Below are 15,244 nucleotides of genomic sequence, written 5' to 3'. Positions count from 1 at the left end.
TTGTCGCGACGGGTGGGGCGTCGATCACCGGGCGTAGTAGCCCTGCAGGTCGACGACCACGTCGACGGTGCCGACGTGGTTCTGGATGTTGACCTGGCCGAGCGGCGCCACCCGGGTGGTGGCGGAGTTGTCGGTGATGTCGTTCGCGGTCGCGTTGAGTGCGGGTGCGTCAGCGGGGACGGTTCCGCCGGGTGCCCACACGGTCAGGTAGGTGTTGGCGGTCGGGGTGATCGCGGTGATGTTCAGCTCCGCGGCGACCGCCCGGCGTGGGATGAAGAAGTTCGGCACGGTCATGACCGCGCCCGGGGTGAGCGGACTGTGCCTGTCCCGGGTGTCGGTCATTCTGACGCCGGTCCGCAGCGCCGTGTACCGGCTGCCGGCGTCCCCGGGCACGAACCAGCCGAGCACGGCGACGATCAGGTGGGTCTGCCCGACATGGTTGAAGATCCGAACCGCGCCGTCGTCCCCGACGGCCACCACCGCCTGGTTGGCCCGATCCTCCCCGGGCACCACGTTCAGAGTGGACGCCTCGGTGTGGTCCTTGGCGAACACGTCCACGTGGGTGAAGCCGGTGGGTTGCGTCGCGGTGACGTTCACCGCGACCGCCGTGGCGTTGGCCGGTATCCCGTTGACCCCACGGACCGGCAGGATCGCCGTTTCCCCGCCCTGCAATGGCCCGAGGTGACCGCCCAGACCCGTTCGGGTGTCCAACGCCAGTTGGGGCGTGTCGCGGGGAACGTAGGTGGAGTTGCCGGACGCGCTGTAGTAGCCCAGCAGATCCATGATCACGTCGACGTCGCCGTGGTTGTTGCGGACCCGGATGACCCGGTCGGCGGCGACCGGAACGGTGGCCATGACGGCTGCCGCCCGACCGGAGAGGAGGTTGAGATTGGAGGTCGGGGGAGCGGTGTCGCCGAACGCGGTGAGGAACGTCGGCACCGTGGCGCCGACACCGGCCAGGTTCACCACCACCGCACTGGCCTCGGCGGGCAGGTCCGGGATCGGCACGGCCACGATCTCGCCCGCGCTCAACGCCTTCTGGTGACCGCCGGTCGCGGTGCGGGTGTCCAGCAGCCGCCGCTGGTTGGCCAGCGGGGTGTAGGCGTCGCCGCGCACCTGCTGGGACACCCAGTCCGCGATGGTGTCCAGGCGGGTCTCGGTGGCGCCCTGCCGGGTCTCGGTCGAGTCCAGGCACCCGTTCTGCCAGGACGTGTGGTGGATGGCGACCAGTTCGGCTGTGCCGTTGCGGTCCCGGATCGTGGGCCCGCCGGCGTCGCCCTTGCATGTGGTCGCCGTGCCCGGCGCCGCGACCGCCACCGTGGTATCGGCGGTGGCCTGGACCGACACGGCCGCGCTGTGCAGTTGGTTGGGCACCCATTCGGTAGCGGTACGGCCATAACCAGCGACCGTCAGCGCCTCCCCCACAGTCGGGGCCGCCGTCGAGATCGCCACCGGTGGTACGTCGGTGACCGGCGTGGCCAGTCTCGCCAAAACCACATTGCGGTCCGCGCGGAACAGAAGGTCCACAACAGACACGATGTGCCCGTCGGTGTGGTCCAGTCGGGTCCGGCCGACGGTGGCCGTGGTGGCCACCGCGGGGGCACCGTTGTGCCCGGCGTTGCCGGCGAAGCAACTGGCCGCGGTGATCACCCATTGCGGGTCGACCAACGCGCCGCTGCACCCGGCGTCCTCACCGGCGTTCAGCTTCACCGCGAACCGGTACGACCCGTCCGGCACCGCAGTGCCCCCACTGACCGCCGCGCTCGGCACGGCAACCAACATTCCAGCGGCCACAACCGCCGCGGCCAGTCCAGCGATCCGCGCGGGACGCGAACGCGTTGCCACAATGTCCGATATCACGTCAATGCCTTTCACGAACGCGCCGGAGATAGGGAGGCTCATTGTTGGACTGCCGTTGACGGAAGATGTCCCGGTGGTCCTTGATGACCTGAAGGATGATGTCGGGATTGTTGAGAAAGTTTTCGTTGGGATAAAGCTGCCGCAACCGTATCCCCGCACGGATCGCCGCGGCCTTGCTGCCGCCGATGTGGCCGAGGAGCGGGGTCAACTCCGTCGCCGTCGTGAGCTCTACCGGGGAGAAGCCGGCCGCGATGCCTTCGTACCCGTAGTGCAGGTTGGACCAGAAGTCATAGCTCAGCTCCTCGTTCGTGCCCGGGATCGGAAAATAGATGTCATCAATTCCGTTGTCCCTCAGAATCTGCTGCAGTTTGGATTTTTGGTCCCATGGGCCGTTCGGCTTCTCGTAGGTGAAGAACATCCCATACGCGGACAGTTTGCAGCCAATTGGGGCAAAGCGGCTACATTTGTTCAGGTCGCTGATGACCGAGGTTGTGGCACTTTTTGGATTGTTGACCATTTCGTTCATCATGAAGCCAAGAGCTTGCGACCAGGCGGGGTTGGGTGGGACCTGCTGGTCCGGCGGGACGCAGGTGGGTGGGCAGTCCAGGCCGCCTACGACACCGGCGCCACCGCCGCCGGCTTGGCGCCGCAGTTCGTCTTCTCGTTGCTGCCTGGCGATGGCGGTTGTCAACGCGTCCTTTGCGGCCTGCTCCGCTTCCTCAGCGCTTTTGTTGGCTGCCAGCGCATCGGCCCGCGCTTGGTCGGCCGCTGCTTGGGCTGCGGTGGCATAGCTGTTGGCTTGAGCCGCCGAGGCGTCAGCGCGAGCCGCTGACTGCGCGGCCGCCGCCGCGTCGTGCTGGGCCGCGGTGGCCGCGTCCCGCGCGGTGTTGGCGGATTGCTGGGCCTGATCGGCTGATTGCTGGGCTTGCGCCGCGGAGTTGGCGGCCTCATTGGCGTAGTTTCGGGCCTGGTCCGCCGATTGTTGGGCTTGGGCGGCCCAGTTGGCGGCCTCGGCGGCGGCACCGCGGGCGATCGCGGCGGACTGTTGGGCTTTGTCCGCGTTCTGCCAGGCCAGTGCCGCGGAGTTGGCGGCGTTGGCGAGGTAGGCGGCGATCTGGGCGGTGTGGGAGGCGGTGTCGGCGTCACGTTGCGCGGCCTTGAACTGTCCAATTTGGACGAATTGCCGAGCGTAGCCGGCGGGCCCGTCAAGGGCGGCGTTGGCGGCGGCGCGCACCTCGGGGCCGCCGGTGGTGAGGACTTGTTGGGCGGCGATGCGGTCGTCGGCGGCAGCGGCTTGGTACTGGCCGCTGGCGAGGAACGCCCGGACGTCGTCGATGGTGCCGGACAACGCCTGGTTGGCCGCGGCCTTGGTGGCTGGGCCGCCGGCGGTGAGGATGCGCTGCACGGCGACGCGGTCGTCGGTGTCCTTGCCGGGATACCACCGGGTTCGCAGGAACTCCTTGACCACGGCATAGGTTCCGGCCAACGCCGCCACCGCGGCGTCGTGCTGCCGGGGGATGGCCGTGGTGTCGGCGATGGTGGCCACGCTGGCCCGGTCGTCCTGCTCGACGGCGATGACCAGACGCGTGGACACGAACGCCGTGACGTCGGCGTCCATTCCGACGAGGGCCGAGCCGGCGGCGGCTTTCACCCACGGTCCCGCGGTGCGCCACAGTTGTAGCGCGGCTTTGCGGCCGTCGGCCCGTGCGACATCGGCGGGTGTGGCCGGGTCTTGTGCCTCGACGAGCAGGTGTTGGGTGCCGGCGTCGAAGACGGTGCCCTGGCCGGGCTGCCACCTCACGTCGGCTTGCTTGTCCAGTTCCGCCTGTCGAGCGTCGCGGGCTTCCCGGGACGCCTGGCTGGACTGCGCGGCAAGGCGTTCGGCGTCGGCCTTGCGAGCGGTCCCAGCGGTGTTACTCGCCTGCTGGTAGGCAGCGTCAGCCTCACGAGCGGACTCGGTGGCGGCGTCAGCGGCGGCTTGGCTGCGTTGGGCGGCCTGGGCCGCCTCATAGCCCGCTTTCGCCGCGTCCTCGGCCGCCTTGGCCGCGGCGTCGGCGTGCGCGGCGGCGTCAGCAGCGGCCTGGCGGGCCTGGTCGGCGTAGCCGCGCGCCTCGTTGGCGATCGCCTGGGCGGCGTTGGCCGCCCGCACGGCCTCGTCGGCGTTGGCCTGCGCCCGCGCGGCGGCCGCGTTCGCCCTGTCCGCGTCGGCCCCGGCCCGCTGTGCCCAATCGCCGGCGTCGCGTGAGGCAGCCGCGGCTGCGGCGGCGTCGGCGGCAGCGCCCGCCGCACTTCGGATCGCCACGAGGGCCGCGTCGAGTGCTTCGAGCGCACGGGTGAGCGCCACGTAGGCGTTACGCGCCCCAGCGGCGGCATCTCGCGCGTTCTGCGCGGCCCGGTTGGCCTCCTCGGCCTGGACCGCACCACGGGCAACGCCAGCCGCGGCGTTCTGCGCCTCGGCGGCGGCCTTGCCGGCCATGGCCGCGGCCCACGCGGCTTGGCTGGCCGCGTTCGCTGCCTCCCGTGCGGCGTCATTGGCAGCCTGCGCGGCGTCGATCGCGGTCTGCGCGGCATCAGCGGCCCGGTTGGCGGCGTCAGCGGCCCGAGCGGCCGCGTCGGCTGCTTGCGCGGCGGAGTTGCCGGCCGCCTGGGTCTCCGCGGCGGCACGTTGCGCGGCGTCCTTGGCGGTGGCCGCGGCGGCGACCGCTTGGTCGGCCGCCTCCTTGGCGGCCTGAGTCTGCACTGCTGATCGTTGTTCGGCCTGGCTCGCCAGATCGGCCAACTGCGCCACGGTCAGCGTCTCCTGATCGCGCTGTGCCGCGATCTGGTAGCCGGTGCGCAGAAACTCCCGCACGTCCTCGATCGACCCGGACAACGCCCGGTTGGCGGCCGCGCGCACCTCAGGCCCGCCGGTGGTGAGGATCCGCTGCACCGCGATCCGGTCGTCGGCGGCCTGCGCCTGCGGCCACCCCGTGCCCAAGAACGCCAGCAGGTCGTTCTCGGTGCCGTTGAGCGCCTGGTTGGCTCTGTCCCGGACCGTCGGGCCAGTCGCGGCCGACAGGATCCGCTGGACCGTGATCCGCAGGTCGATGTGCCACGGCTGTTGCCAGCCGCCGGCCACGAACGTCCGCACATCGTCGGCCGACCCGGACAACGCCCGGTTGGCGGCTGACTTCACCAGCGGGCCGCCGTCGGTCAGCAAGCGCTGCGCCGCGATCCGATCGTCGATGGCACGCGCTCGGGCCAGCCCGGTGGACAGGAACGCCCGCACGTCGGCATCCGAACCGCACAACGCGATCGCGGCCGCACCCGACGTCGCCCGGCCCCCGTTCTGGACCGCGTCGAACACCTGCGCGCGCTCACTCACCGGTGGTGCGGCAGGATCTGCCGTTGCCGACGGCCCGATGCTCAACTGGCAGAACACAACGATCGCGGCCAACGCGTAAACCACCGCCGCGCGCAAAGGTTTTGCGTTCATGGTTTCGCCGTCAACCGCAGGAGGGTGGCCGGATCAGGGCCGGATGAGATACCGATGCCGGTCCAGGTGTTCTTGTCGATGGGGACCGTGCTGGTCTGGTTCTGCACTGTCACGGTGGCCGTGACCGAGTGGTCGTCGCCTTTGACCTGATAGGCGTTCGGGATGGTGAGGGTGAGATCCCCGAAGGGCACAGACGCCTTGAAGCAGTAGTGCAGTGCGTCAGGATCCGTGTCGTGCGGGACGTCGGTACTCATGACTTCGATCAAGCCGGGCTGGCCACAGGCAACCAGTAGGAGGTGGCCATCACCTTTGACGAGCGTGATCCCCCGGCGGGCGAGGATTTCGCCGGCCCCCGGGTAGGCGAAGTCCTCGACGAGGGTTGTCTGGGCGGGATCGACTTTCTGGGCTCTGGGCTGGTCGGCGGCGGCCAGTGCGCCACCGGCGGCGAGCCAGAGACAACCTATGCTGAGTACGAAAACTCGCGGGCCTCTGCGCATGAACGATCATGTCTCCTATGTGGATTCTCGCAGTGTCGACCTTCACGAAGAACGCGCCAGGCAGTGCGCAGTCGTCCCATCAAAGGATCCCCCGACCCCCGGTTACCGCACGCGTCGTCGCGCGTTCTACCCCGAACTTCAGTTTATGACAATTCTGATCATGTAAACTTCAGTTTACGTTCGGAGACTACCATCGGGGCTCGCGCTGTCAACAGCTGACGCGGAGAGGTTCTGTGTCAACTAGGATGAAAGCGTGCCCGAGCTACCCGAACCCGCGACCCTGGCCGACCGGCTTGACCGGCTGTTCCGCACGGTGCACCCGACCGGCCGCAGGGAGTACAGCTACGACGAGGTGGCGGCGGCGATCCGTGCGGAGGGGGTGACCATCTCCCACACGTACGTCTGGCAGTTGCGCAAGGGTTTGCGGGACAATCCGACCAAGCGGCACCTTGAGGCGCTGGCCAGGTTCTTCGGGGTGCGGCCGTCGTACTTCCTGGAGGAGGACGTGTCGGATGTCGACGCGGAACTGGAACTCATGGTCGCGTTGCGGGACCAATCGGTCCGGATGGTCGCGTTGCGCACCGCGGACCTGTCTCCGGCCGGGCTCAAGGCGATCATGGGGGTGATCGAGCACACCAGGGCCATCGAAGGGCTGCCCTCGGCGCAAGACGATGAGTAACGGCAGTCCGCGGTGGCGACAACTGCGTCGTACCTGTAGAGCAAGGCTGTCGGGCTTCGAGGTGCCACGCCCGTTCTCCGTCCACGAACTGTGCACGCGGGTGTCGCGCAGTCGCGGGCGGAAGCTGCGTTTGCGGCCGTTGCCGCTGGCCGCGGCGCCTGATCTGCCATGCGGAATGTGGATCGCGTTGCCTGACACCGACTACGTGTTCTACGCGAAGGGCGCCAGCGCACTGCATCAACAGAACATCATCCTGCACGAGATCGGGCACCTGCTGTGCGATCACTCGCTCCATGACGGTTCTGCCGATCTCACCGCGTTGTTCAGTCATCTCGATCCGGAGAAGGTACGACAGGTCCTGCTGAGATCGCGTTACTCGACGCCGCAGGAACAGGAAGCCGAGATGGTCGCGGCGCTCATCCTCGAGGAAGCGGGCTGGTCGCCGGGCACGGCACTGCCCTACGGGGCGCTCGGCAAGCTCACCATCGCATTCGGCCTGCCGAGGCGAGGCACCCAGTGACCCTGACTGTGGTGTTGTCCTTGCTGTGGCTGGTCGTGCTCTGGCGGCTGCCCGCGCTGTGGCAGAGTCGGCAGCAGCGGTTGATCACCATGCTCCTGATGTTCGTCGCCGCGTCCGCGACGCTGATGCACCCGGCAGTCCGTCGAACAACGGACGCCGGCATCGGCGTACCCGACCTGTCGATCCTGCTCAGCCACCTGGTCGGGTTACTTGTGATCATCACGGCGGTCCAGTTCACGTCGGCGGTGACCGGCGCCAGCCGCCCCCGGCGCACACCGCTACGCCACAGCAAGGCTGTGGCTGCCGTGGTCGCGGTGTGCATGGTCGCGTTGTTCATCGCCGTCCCGCGGCGGTTCGATCGGCCGGACTTCGGTGTCTGGCAAGGCGGAGACATCCGGGTCGTCGCCTACATGTTGCTCTTCCACGTCTCTCTTGGCGTCGGACTGTGCCTTGCGCTGTCGTTTCTGGTGCGGCATTGGCGATCGGCATCGCGCGGCCCGTTGCGCACAGCTTTGTTGCTGTTGTGGCTGGCAGTCGCGGTCGCGATCCCCTATGTCGTCAACCGCGTCTGGGCCACGCTGCGACAAGGGTTCGGTGCCGATCCGATAGCCGACCCGGTCTACCACATGGTGTTCAGCCTGACCGAGCAGGTATTTCTCCTGCTCGGCGCACTCAGCGCGCTCGTTCCGCTGACTGGTCGCCTCGGTGCTCTCATCCGCAGGCACGTGGCCTACCACCGCCTCCGTGACCTCTGGACCACCCTCACCAACGCCGTACCAGGCACGGTTCTCTCCCCGCCACCGCACCCACTGTCCGTTCTCGCCTTCAGGACCATGGAGTTGCTGTTGTACCGAAGAGCCGTGGAGATCCGCGACGCCCAACTCGAACTGATCCACAAGGTTCCGAGAGCCATCCGCGACACCGCCGAGGCCGAACTGTCACGGCACGGCTTCGACCACGAACTCGCCCTCGACGCCTGCACACTGCGCATCGCCTTGGGTATCAAGGATCGCGCTCCGGCGACCAGCCCCTGTGCGCTCCATTGGACGACGGCGACCGGGCTCGACGACGAGATCGCCGCATTGCTGACCTTGTCGAATCTCATGCGGGACACGACGATCTGCGGCATCGCCACCCATGCGACGGTCGGTCATTGTTGACGGCTGTAGGCGCGGACGGCCAGGGGGCAGAAGACGACGAAGAGGGCGGCGCACCAGATGAGCGTGGTGGTGACGGTGTCGCCGACCGGGGTGTCGGTGAGTAGGGCGCGGCAGGCGTCCATGACGTGGGTGATCGGGTTGATCTCGGCCCAGTTTCGGAGCCAGCCCGGGAGGGTCGCGACCGGGGCGGCGAGGCTGGTGCCGAGTTGCAGGGGCAGGAAGCTGATGAAGCTGATCGCGAGGACGGTGTTGGCGTTCTTGACCAGGACGCCGACGAACACGGTGACCCAGCTGAGGCAGAAGCCGAACCCGATGGCCAGGCCGGCCGCGGCGAGGGTGGCGGCGAAGCTGCCGGCGCCGTCGAAGCCGAGGAGGGCGCCGAGGCCGAAGAGGACCGCGACGGCGATCAGGTAGCGGACGATGTCGGCGAGCACCGAGCCGAGCAGGGGTGCGAGGCGGCTGATGGGCAGGCTGCGGAACCGGTCGGTGACGCCGTTCTTGAGGTCGATGTTGATGTTCGTGCCGGTCGAGACCATCCCGGCGAGGCCGGCGCCCATGACCAGGATGCCGGGGAAGAGGTACTGCAGGTAGCCGGTGGTGGAGCCGGCCACCGACCCGCCGAACAGGTACAGGAAAAGCACCATGAACAGGGCGGGTGTCACGACCCCGTTGATGATCGGGCCGGGGTTGCGGGTGGTTTTGGCGAGGCTGCGGCGGGCCAGTACGAGGCTGTGCCGCAGCCAGCCGAGTGGTCGGGTGGCGGTGGTGGTCATCGGAACGGCGGTCATCAGGCGGCCTTTGTCGGTTCGGTGGTGGGTGCTCCGGTCAGGGCGAGGAAGACCTCGTCCAGGCTTGGCAGACGCAGGGACAGTTCGGAGACGCCGATCCGGTGTTCGCGCAGCCGTGCGGTGATCTCGAAGAAGTCCTCGTCACCGTGCACGGGCACGACGAGTTCGTGGCGCGTGGCGCGTTCCGGGGTGCGGTCGGCGACATCGGCCAGGATGGCGGCGGCCGCGTCGGTGTCGGCGGGGTTGTTCAGGCGTACGGTGATGGTGTGCCCGCCGACCTGGCGTTTCAGGTCCGCGGGAGTACCGGCGGCGATGACTTGGCCGTGGTCGATGACGGCGACGGCGTCGGCGAGCGCGTCGGCCTCTTCGAGGTACTGGGTGGTCAGCAGGACGGTGACGCCGTCGGCGCTGAGGCCGCGGATCATCTGCCACAGCTCGTCGCGTTTGCCGGGATCCAGTCCCACCGAAGGCTCGTCGAGGAAGACCACTTCGGGGTGGCCGACCATGCTCGCGGCCAGGTCGAGGCGTCGGCGCATGCCACCGGAGTAGCCGGCCACCGGTCGGGTCGCCGCGTCCTGCAGCCCGAACTGGGCCAGCAGGTCGGCGGCGCGCTGGCTGGCCTGCCGTCGGGGCAGGTCGAGCAACTGGCCGATCATGACCAGGTTCGCCAGCCCGGTCAGCTCCTCGTCCACGCTGGTGTGCTGGCCGGACAGGGCGATCCGCCGCCGCACCTGTGCCGGCTGGCGGGCCACGTCGAAGCCGGCGACGGAGGCCCGGCCGCGGTCGGGGCGCAGCAGCGTCGCCAGGATGCGGATCAAGGTGGTTTTGCCGGCCCCGTTGGGCCCCAGCAGGCCGAGCACCTGCCCGCGCGGGACGGCCAGGCTGACTCCGTCGAGCGCGGTGACCTTGCCGAACTTTCTGGCCAGTCCCTCGGTCTCGAACCCGTGCACGGGTCACCTCTCATTCGGATGTTCACAACATCTGGATTTTGAGAGTATCCTAATGCCGAACGTCGAGGGAAGGAGCAGGGGATGGTTCGACTGACTCGGGTGCAGCAGCAGGAACGCACCCGCAGGTCCGTGCTGGCCGCGGCGAAGGACGAGTTCACCGAGTACGGCTACACGTTGGCCAAGGTCGATCGAATCGCCGACCGGGCCGAGCTGACCCGCGGGGCGGTGTACTCGAACTTCCCGAGCAAGCGCGCGCTGTATCTGGCGGTGCTGATCGACATGGTCGAGAACATCACCGTCGATGAGCCGACGCCGCCGGTGTCGCTGGACGACGCGCTGGGCGTGTTCGCCCGGGCCTGGCTGGAACGCCTGCCCATGGCCGACGACACGGCTTCCGGAGGGCGCCTGCAACTGCGCTCGCTGGTCGGCGTGCTTGATGACGAGCATGGACGAGCTGTGCTGGCGGAGATTGCCCGGCTGGAGGCGTTGTTGCTCGCCATCGCGCTGGAGTCGTGCGAACCGGCTCGTGCGGTGCGGCGCGTACGACTGGCTGAGCTGGTGCTGACCATGCTGGACGGTTCGAGCCATCTGGCCGAGGCCGCGCCAGGCTTCGGCGACCCGTTCGACCTGGCGCGCGCGTGTGAACACCTGGCCGGGATCGACCTCGCTGACACGTGGGCGCCGGCGTATCTGCCGTACATCACCCCCGCGCAACCCTGCGAGGACACATGGGATCCGCCCACGGGACTTGCGGATGAGATCGGCGGGGATGAGGTCGACTTCGGCGCCGACGGTCTGGTCACGGTACTGGGGGCCGGTCGCGTTGCCGCCGCTGAGGAAGCCGTCCGGTCCGCTCGGCCCGGCGAACAGGTGACGGTGGTGATCGTCACGAACGATCCCGCCGAGACAGGTCGCCTCGTCCGGCTCAGAGTCGTCGACCTCACCAGCTGCCTGCGGCGCGTGTTCGAACCCGAGGTCTGGCAACGCGTTCGACTGGTTTTCGACGATGACGCCCGGACCGTGTCGGCGATCGGCCTGACGGACTTCGATGACGAGACCGAGGCCGCTGTGCGCGTTCAGGACGGCGTGATCGTCGCCCGAGCCCACGGGCGAGGCGCCGCCTATGCGGCGTCCACCGCCGACACTTCGAACGCATGGCGAGGCAAGAGGTGATCCGCGCGACCGACGCCAACCTGGTGGTACTCCACGCCTTGCGCTGCGGCGGCACCGCCGGTCTCGCCCGCCTGGCCGCGGCCACCGTTCTCACCGAATCCGATGTGGAGTCCGAGCTGATCGATCTCGCGGTCGCCGGTCTCGTCAACCACCTGCCTGGCCCGTTCGGCGGGTGGAGTCTGACGGACGCCGGCCGGGTCGTGGACGCCCAGCGGATCACCGACGAGCTGGAGTCGGCGAACGCCCGTACCGCCGTGAAAGCTGCGTTCGACAGCTTTCTCGTGCTCAACCCGGAACTGCTGGACCTCTGCACGGCATGGCAACTCCGGACCGTCGACGGCGTCATGACCGTCAACGACCACCGCGATCGGTCCTACGACGCCCTCGTCCTCAACCGGTTCGCCGAGTTCGACCAGCGTGCCGCCGTCGTTGGCGCCGAACTGTCCGCGGCGCTGCCTCGATTCGGCCGTTACCGGGTCCGTCTCAGCGAAGCCCTCGATCGCGCCATCTCCGGCGAGTTGGAGTACGTGGCCGACGGCACCGCGTCGTACCACACCGTGTGGGCCGAGATGCACGAAGATCTGCTTGCCACACTGGGGATTCCGCGATGAAGTGGATTCGCCCGCTGTCCGCTCAGCTCGACGAGACCGCGGAGCTGCTGGGCAGCAAGGCACACGGACTCGTGGTGCTGCAACGCCTCGGGCTGCCGGTGCCCACTGGGTTCGTCGTCACCACGGACGCCTGTCGCGCTTTCCTGCGTGACGGGCGTCTTCCCGACGGACTTGACGACGAACTCGCGTCAGCCAGTACGGAGCTCGGATCGTTGGAGGTGTCTGTTCGCTCAGGGGCGAGCGTGTCGATGCCTGGCATGATGAACACGATCCTCAACCTCGACCCCGCAGCCGGCTTGGCGTCGGCGGTGATGGCCGTGTTCTCGTCTTGGGACACGCCACGCGCGCGTACCTACCGCGAACTGCATGACATCCCGCACACCCTCGGCACAGCCGCGATCGTGCAAACGATGGTGTACGGAAACCGCGACGACCACAGCGGCACCGGGGTCGCGTTCAGCCGCGACCCCAATACCGGTGACCCGGTCCCGTTCGGCGACGTCCTTTTTGGACATCAAGGTGAGGACGTGGTCTCCGGCAACACGCTGACCCGGCCCCTGCTCGAACTCGCCGACCGGGAACCGACCGTGTGGGCCGGTCTCGTCGACGCGTTGAGCCGGGTCGAGGGGCACTACCGCGACGCGTGCTACGTGGAGTTCACCTTTGAGGCCGGCGAGTTGTGGATGTTGCAGGTCCGGCCGGGCCGGTTCGTCGGTGCTGCCGCTGTCCGCGTCGCGACCGACCTCGCCGACGAGGGCGTGATCGGACGTGACGAAGCGCTGCTCAGGGTGTCGCCGCAGCATCTCCAGCACGTCCGCACACCCCGCATAGCCGGGAGCGCCGACATCCTAGCCCGAGGACTGGGCGCCTGCCCCGGTGTCGCGGTCGGCAGGGTGGCGACCACGGCCGACAGGGCCGTGCGGATGACCACCGACGGCCCGGTCATCTTGGTACGTCCGGAGACGTCCCCGCTCGACATGCGTGGCCTGGCCGCTGCCAACGGAATCGTCACCGCCCGCGGCGGGCCGGCCAGCCACGCCGCGGTCGTCGCCCGGGCGATGGGAAAGCCTGCTGTGGTGGGGATAACTGATCTCACCGTCGCCGACGCCTCGATCAGTGTTGGTGGACGTGCCATCAGCGAAGGCACGCTCGTCACCATCGACGGAACCAGTGGTGAAGTCGCCCTCGGCAGGCCTCGTGTCGTCACGACCGCAGCCGACACCAAACTGCGCCGGCTGCTCGAATGGGCTGACAACGTGTCCGGCGACCACTCCGAACGCGACGAAGCCCAACGCCTCACCGCTGCCCACGCCGTCCTGCGCCGCTAGGGCTTCCGCAGGTCCGCCGGGAGGTGACCCATGTCGTTGTACAGCAACAGAGTCGGCGCCAGGCCGTCGCGATACTCGATCACTGTCAACGCTGTGTTGCCGCAGTTCAGGCCCAACCACCGGACCGGTGGCGCGTCGAGCGCGTGCCGCACCAGCCAGGCCACCGGGTAGGCGTGGGTGATCAGGACCTCGTGGGTCTCGCTTTCGGCTGGGCGGGCGAACCTGTCGATCAACGCGTCCGCGACACGCGCGCCCGCAGCGGCTTCCGCGGCGTCGTACCCGTCGAAGAACCCCGCCCACGCGGGCGGGATCTCCGTCGGCACGTACGGCACGTGGTCGATCAGTTCGGCCGCTTTCCGTACGGCGACACCCGGCAGGTGCTCGCCCACGATCTGGGCACAACGCGTTGCCCGGGGCAGGGGCGAATGCCACACGGCGTCGACCGGCAGGGCGGCCAACCGCGCCGCGACCAGTTCCGACTGCCGCTGCCCGATGTCGGTCAGCTGACCGAACGCGTCCGCTGTGCCGTGCCGTATCACGTACAAGTGCCGAGTCGCCATAAATCAAGATACTCACAAAATTCAGATGTTGACAACATTCGATCTGCGGAACGGTGCGATGGCGACGGTTCCGGCGACGACGGCCAGCGACAGCCCGAGAATCTGCGCGACCACGCCGCCGAACGGCAACGCGTCCGCCGGGTTCAGCAGGCGGTTGACCGAGTCGGGTTCGGCGACGGCGGCGAGCACGAAGGTCAACGAGAGGAGCATGCTCAGCCCGATCATGGCCCGTCCAGGCACGAGCGCCACCACAACGGCGAGGATGGCGAACAGTGCCGGTCCTGGCCCGTCCCAGTTCAGGCCCTCCGGCGCGGCGTCGCCGATCGCGTCGACGGCCAGCCCGATGACCGTGAGCAGTGCCGCGAGCCTGCGCGGATTGCTCCTGTCCAACGGTCGCGGCGCGGATTCCGGCCTGGTGCGGCGATTGTGCGCGATCGCCAACACTCCCGCGACCGCGGTGACGGCCAGCCCGGCGACCATCACGACGTTCCCGGCCACCGTGCCCGCGTTGGTGGACGCGAGGTTCCGCAGCAGGATGCCGCCGGCGAGACCGCCGATCACGATCCACAGCGCCAATATGACCGCGGCCATCGGCGACCAGTTGGCCCGTCGGTCCAGCCAGACGAGCACGGCGGCACCGACCACATAGAACAGGCCGGGTGGAAAGCCGAAATCGGCGAAGGCGGCGGGTTTGGCGATCCACTGGACCACCAACCCGACCGCGGCGACGAACAGTCCGGCGAAGGTGGCCACGATCGGTAAGCGTCTGATGTTGTCGGTCATCCGAACAGCGTGTCGACCTGCTGGTGGTTACGCGTCCGCCCAGTGTTGTCACTGAAGGTACGCGGATGCGCGTAGCACTGGGTGTCGGCTACAACACGACACGTACTCAGGGGCGCATGCCTTTCCAGAGCAGGTCGATCAGGCTTTCGGTGTCCGTCTGCCAGTTTCCGCCCGGGTTGAAGTGCATCATGCCGCCCAGTGCGCGGGTGACTGTCAACGGATCCAGGTCGGCACGCACCGAACCGGCGGCCACGTTGGCGTCCAGCAGTGTCCTGACCGCGCCGAGGATGGCTTCGTAGGAGGCCGCGAACAGTTCCGCCTGCGATGTCGCCGCGGTGCGCAACGCGTCGGCCAGGCCGTGCTTGGTGATCATGTAGCGCGCCAGGTGCCTGGTCCACTCCCGGAAGGCCTGTTCCGGCGTGTTCCGCTTGAGCAGCGCCGGCACGATGTCCAGCAGGTGCCGCACCTCGCGCCGGTAGACGGCCAGGACGAGCGCCTCCTGGTTGGGGAAGTGCCGGTACACCGTGCCCACGCCCACTTCGGCGTTCTTGGCGATGGTGTTGAACGAGATCTCGCCCGTGGTGGTCAGTGACTCCAACGCCGCCGCGAGAATGCGCTCGTGGTTGCGTCGGGTGTCCGCGCGCCTCGGGCTCACCGCCCCCGTGGTCATCGCCCCCTCCTCCCCGGCTCGTCCATCGAATGTAGTGCACAAATGGCAGGTGTTCGCCGCGAACGGCAGGCTGTTGCGAAGCGGATAATAATCCGCTAACGTCTGAAGCGGAAGCGACTCCGGTTAGTGCCGGGGTCCGATGATCACCCCCCACATCCCCCTCACGACGTCCGACCTGGACGTCCAAAGT

Annotated in this window: 14 protein-coding genes; 6 read left to right on the top strand and 8 right to left on the bottom strand. The window is 68.4% G+C overall.

Going from position 1 to position 15,244, the window contains the following annotated elements; translation table 11 throughout:
- Positions 1-24 precede the first annotated feature (24 nt).
- Genes EV192_RS10655 through EV192_RS10645 form a run of 3 tightly spaced genes read right to left on the bottom strand, consistent with a single transcriptional unit; the run spans position 25 to position 5,832 of the window.
- A complete protein-coding gene (locus tag EV192_RS10655; protein ID WP_132113903.1) occupies positions 25-1,902 on the bottom strand; it encodes a S1 family peptidase in 1,878 nt (625 codons plus the stop codon).
- Entirely contained in the window at positions 1,862-5,335 is a 3,474-nt protein-coding gene (locus tag EV192_RS10650) for a polymorphic toxin type 44 domain-containing protein (protein ID WP_132113901.1), read from the bottom strand. Before EV192_RS10650 ends, EV192_RS10655 begins: the two co-directional genes overlap by 41 nt.
- Positions 5,332-5,832 (bottom strand): hypothetical protein, encoded by a 501-nt coding sequence (locus EV192_RS10645; protein WP_132113899.1) that lies wholly within the window; start codon positions 5,830-5,832, stop codon positions 5,332-5,334. Before EV192_RS10645 ends, EV192_RS10650 begins: the two co-directional genes overlap by 4 nt.
- Positions 5,833-6,085: 253 nt before the next feature.
- Between EV192_RS10645 and EV192_RS10640 the strand changes: the two genes are divergently transcribed.
- From EV192_RS10640 to EV192_RS10630, 3 genes are all read left to right on the top strand, one after another.
- Positions 6,086-6,511 carry a helix-turn-helix transcriptional regulator gene (locus EV192_RS10640; protein WP_132113897.1) on the top strand — a complete coding sequence of 142 codons (426 nt, stop codon included), beginning with the start codon at positions 6,086-6,088 and terminating at the stop codon, positions 6,509-6,511.
- 100 nt (positions 6,512-6,611) lie between these two features.
- A complete protein-coding gene (locus EV192_RS10635; RefSeq protein WP_132113895.1) occupies positions 6,612-7,031 on the top strand; it encodes a gluzincin family metallopeptidase in 420 nt (139 codons plus the stop codon).
- Positions 7,028-8,191: an MAB_1171c family putative transporter gene (locus EV192_RS10630; protein WP_132113893.1), complete on the top strand. Its 1,164-nt coding sequence runs from the start codon at positions 7,028-7,030 to the stop codon at positions 8,189-8,191. The genes EV192_RS10635 and EV192_RS10630 overlap by 4 nt, the downstream gene beginning before the upstream one ends.
- On the opposite strand, the gene EV192_RS10625 is transcribed toward EV192_RS10630, so the two are convergent.
- Together EV192_RS10625 and EV192_RS10620 are read right to left on the bottom strand one after the other, a co-directional pair.
- Complete coding sequence (locus tag EV192_RS10625; RefSeq protein WP_207925971.1) at positions 8,182-8,979, bottom strand: ABC transporter permease; 798 nt, start codon at positions 8,977-8,979, stop codon at positions 8,182-8,184. The genes EV192_RS10630 and EV192_RS10625 overlap by 10 nt on opposite strands.
- On the bottom strand, positions 8,979-9,929 hold the full coding sequence (locus EV192_RS10620; protein WP_132113891.1) for an ATP-binding cassette domain-containing protein: 951 nt from the start codon (positions 9,927-9,929) through the stop codon (positions 8,979-8,981). The genes EV192_RS10625 and EV192_RS10620 overlap by 1 nt, the downstream gene beginning before the upstream one ends.
- A gap of 81 nt (positions 9,930-10,010) precedes the next feature.
- Here EV192_RS10620 and EV192_RS10615 point away from each other — a divergent pair, with 81 nt between their 5' ends.
- The 3 genes from EV192_RS10615 to EV192_RS10605 are packed head-to-tail and all read left to right on the top strand — an operon-like array spanning position 10,011 to position 13,041.
- Positions 10,011-11,102, top strand: coding sequence for a TetR/AcrR family transcriptional regulator (locus tag EV192_RS10615; protein WP_132113889.1), 1,092 nt, complete (start codon positions 10,011-10,013; stop codon positions 11,100-11,102).
- Positions 11,084-11,713: a transcriptional regulator gene (locus EV192_RS10610; protein ID WP_132113887.1), complete on the top strand. Its 630-nt coding sequence runs from the start codon at positions 11,084-11,086 to the stop codon at positions 11,711-11,713. The genes EV192_RS10615 and EV192_RS10610 overlap by 19 nt, the downstream gene beginning before the upstream one ends.
- A complete protein-coding gene (locus EV192_RS10605) occupies positions 11,710-13,041 on the top strand; it encodes a PEP/pyruvate-binding domain-containing protein (protein ID WP_132113885.1) in 1,332 nt (443 codons plus the stop codon). The genes EV192_RS10610 and EV192_RS10605 overlap by 4 nt, the downstream gene beginning before the upstream one ends.
- Here EV192_RS10605 and EV192_RS10600 read toward each other — a convergent pair.
- From EV192_RS10600 to EV192_RS10590, 3 genes are all read right to left on the bottom strand, one after another.
- Positions 13,038-13,601, bottom strand: coding sequence for a histidine phosphatase family protein (locus EV192_RS10600; protein ID WP_132113883.1), 564 nt, complete (start codon positions 13,599-13,601; stop codon positions 13,038-13,040). The two genes, EV192_RS10605 and EV192_RS10600, sit on opposite strands and share 4 nt — an antisense overlap.
- A gap of 21 nt (positions 13,602-13,622) precedes the next feature.
- The gene (locus EV192_RS54645) at positions 13,623-14,384 is read right to left on the bottom strand and encodes a hypothetical protein (RefSeq protein WP_207925970.1); all 762 of its coding nucleotides are present in this window, start codon (positions 14,382-14,384) and stop codon (positions 13,623-13,625) included.
- Positions 14,385-14,490: 106 nt separating this feature from the next.
- Positions 14,491-15,054, bottom strand: a complete 564-nt coding sequence (locus tag EV192_RS10590; RefSeq protein ID WP_132113880.1) for a TetR/AcrR family transcriptional regulator — start codon at positions 15,052-15,054, stop codon at positions 14,491-14,493.
- Between the last annotated feature and the right edge of the window lie 190 nt (positions 15,055-15,244).

It is taken from the genome of Actinocrispum wychmicini (genome assembly GCF_004345645.1).
Taxonomy (GTDB): Bacteria; Actinomycetota; Actinomycetes; order Mycobacteriales; family Pseudonocardiaceae; genus Kibdelosporangium; species Kibdelosporangium wychmicini.
The sequence above is the reverse complement of the archived record's forward strand: the minus strand, read 5'-3'. Positions and strand labels throughout refer to the sequence as shown.

What these genes read in the sequence shown, in the direction of transcription:
- EV192_RS10655 (WP_132113903.1), bottom strand. Translation starts at nt 1,902, where the DNA reads ATGAGCCTCCCTATCTCCGGCGCGTTCGTGAAAGGCATTGACGTGATA.
- EV192_RS10650 (WP_132113901.1), bottom strand. Translation starts at nt 5,335, where the DNA reads ATGAACGCAAAACCTTTGCGCGCGGCGGTGGTTTACGCGTTGGCCGCG.
- EV192_RS10645 (WP_132113899.1), bottom strand. Translation starts at nt 5,832, where the DNA reads ATGCGCAGAGGCCCGCGAGTTTTCGTACTCAGCATAGGTTGTCTCTGG.
- EV192_RS10625 (WP_207925971.1), bottom strand. Translation starts at nt 8,979, where the DNA reads ATGACCGCCGTTCCGATGACCACCACCGCCACCCGACCACTCGGCTGG.
- EV192_RS10615 (WP_132113889.1), top strand. Translation starts at nt 10,011, where the DNA reads ATGGTTCGACTGACTCGGGTGCAGCAGCAGGAACGCACCCGCAGGTCC.
- EV192_RS10610 (WP_132113887.1), top strand. Translation starts at nt 11,084, where the DNA reads ATGGCGAGGCAAGAGGTGATCCGCGCGACCGACGCCAACCTGGTGGTA.
- EV192_RS10605 (WP_132113885.1), top strand. Translation starts at nt 11,710, where the DNA reads ATGAAGTGGATTCGCCCGCTGTCCGCTCAGCTCGACGAGACCGCGGAG.
- EV192_RS10600 (WP_132113883.1), bottom strand. Translation starts at nt 13,601, where the DNA reads ATGGCGACTCGGCACTTGTACGTGATACGGCACGGCACAGCGGACGCG.
- EV192_RS54645 (WP_207925970.1), bottom strand. Translation starts at nt 14,384, where the DNA reads ATGACCGACAACATCAGACGCTTACCGATCGTGGCCACCTTCGCCGGA.
- EV192_RS10590 (WP_132113880.1), bottom strand. Translation starts at nt 15,054, where the DNA reads ATGACCACGGGGGCGGTGAGCCCGAGGCGCGCGGACACCCGACGCAAC.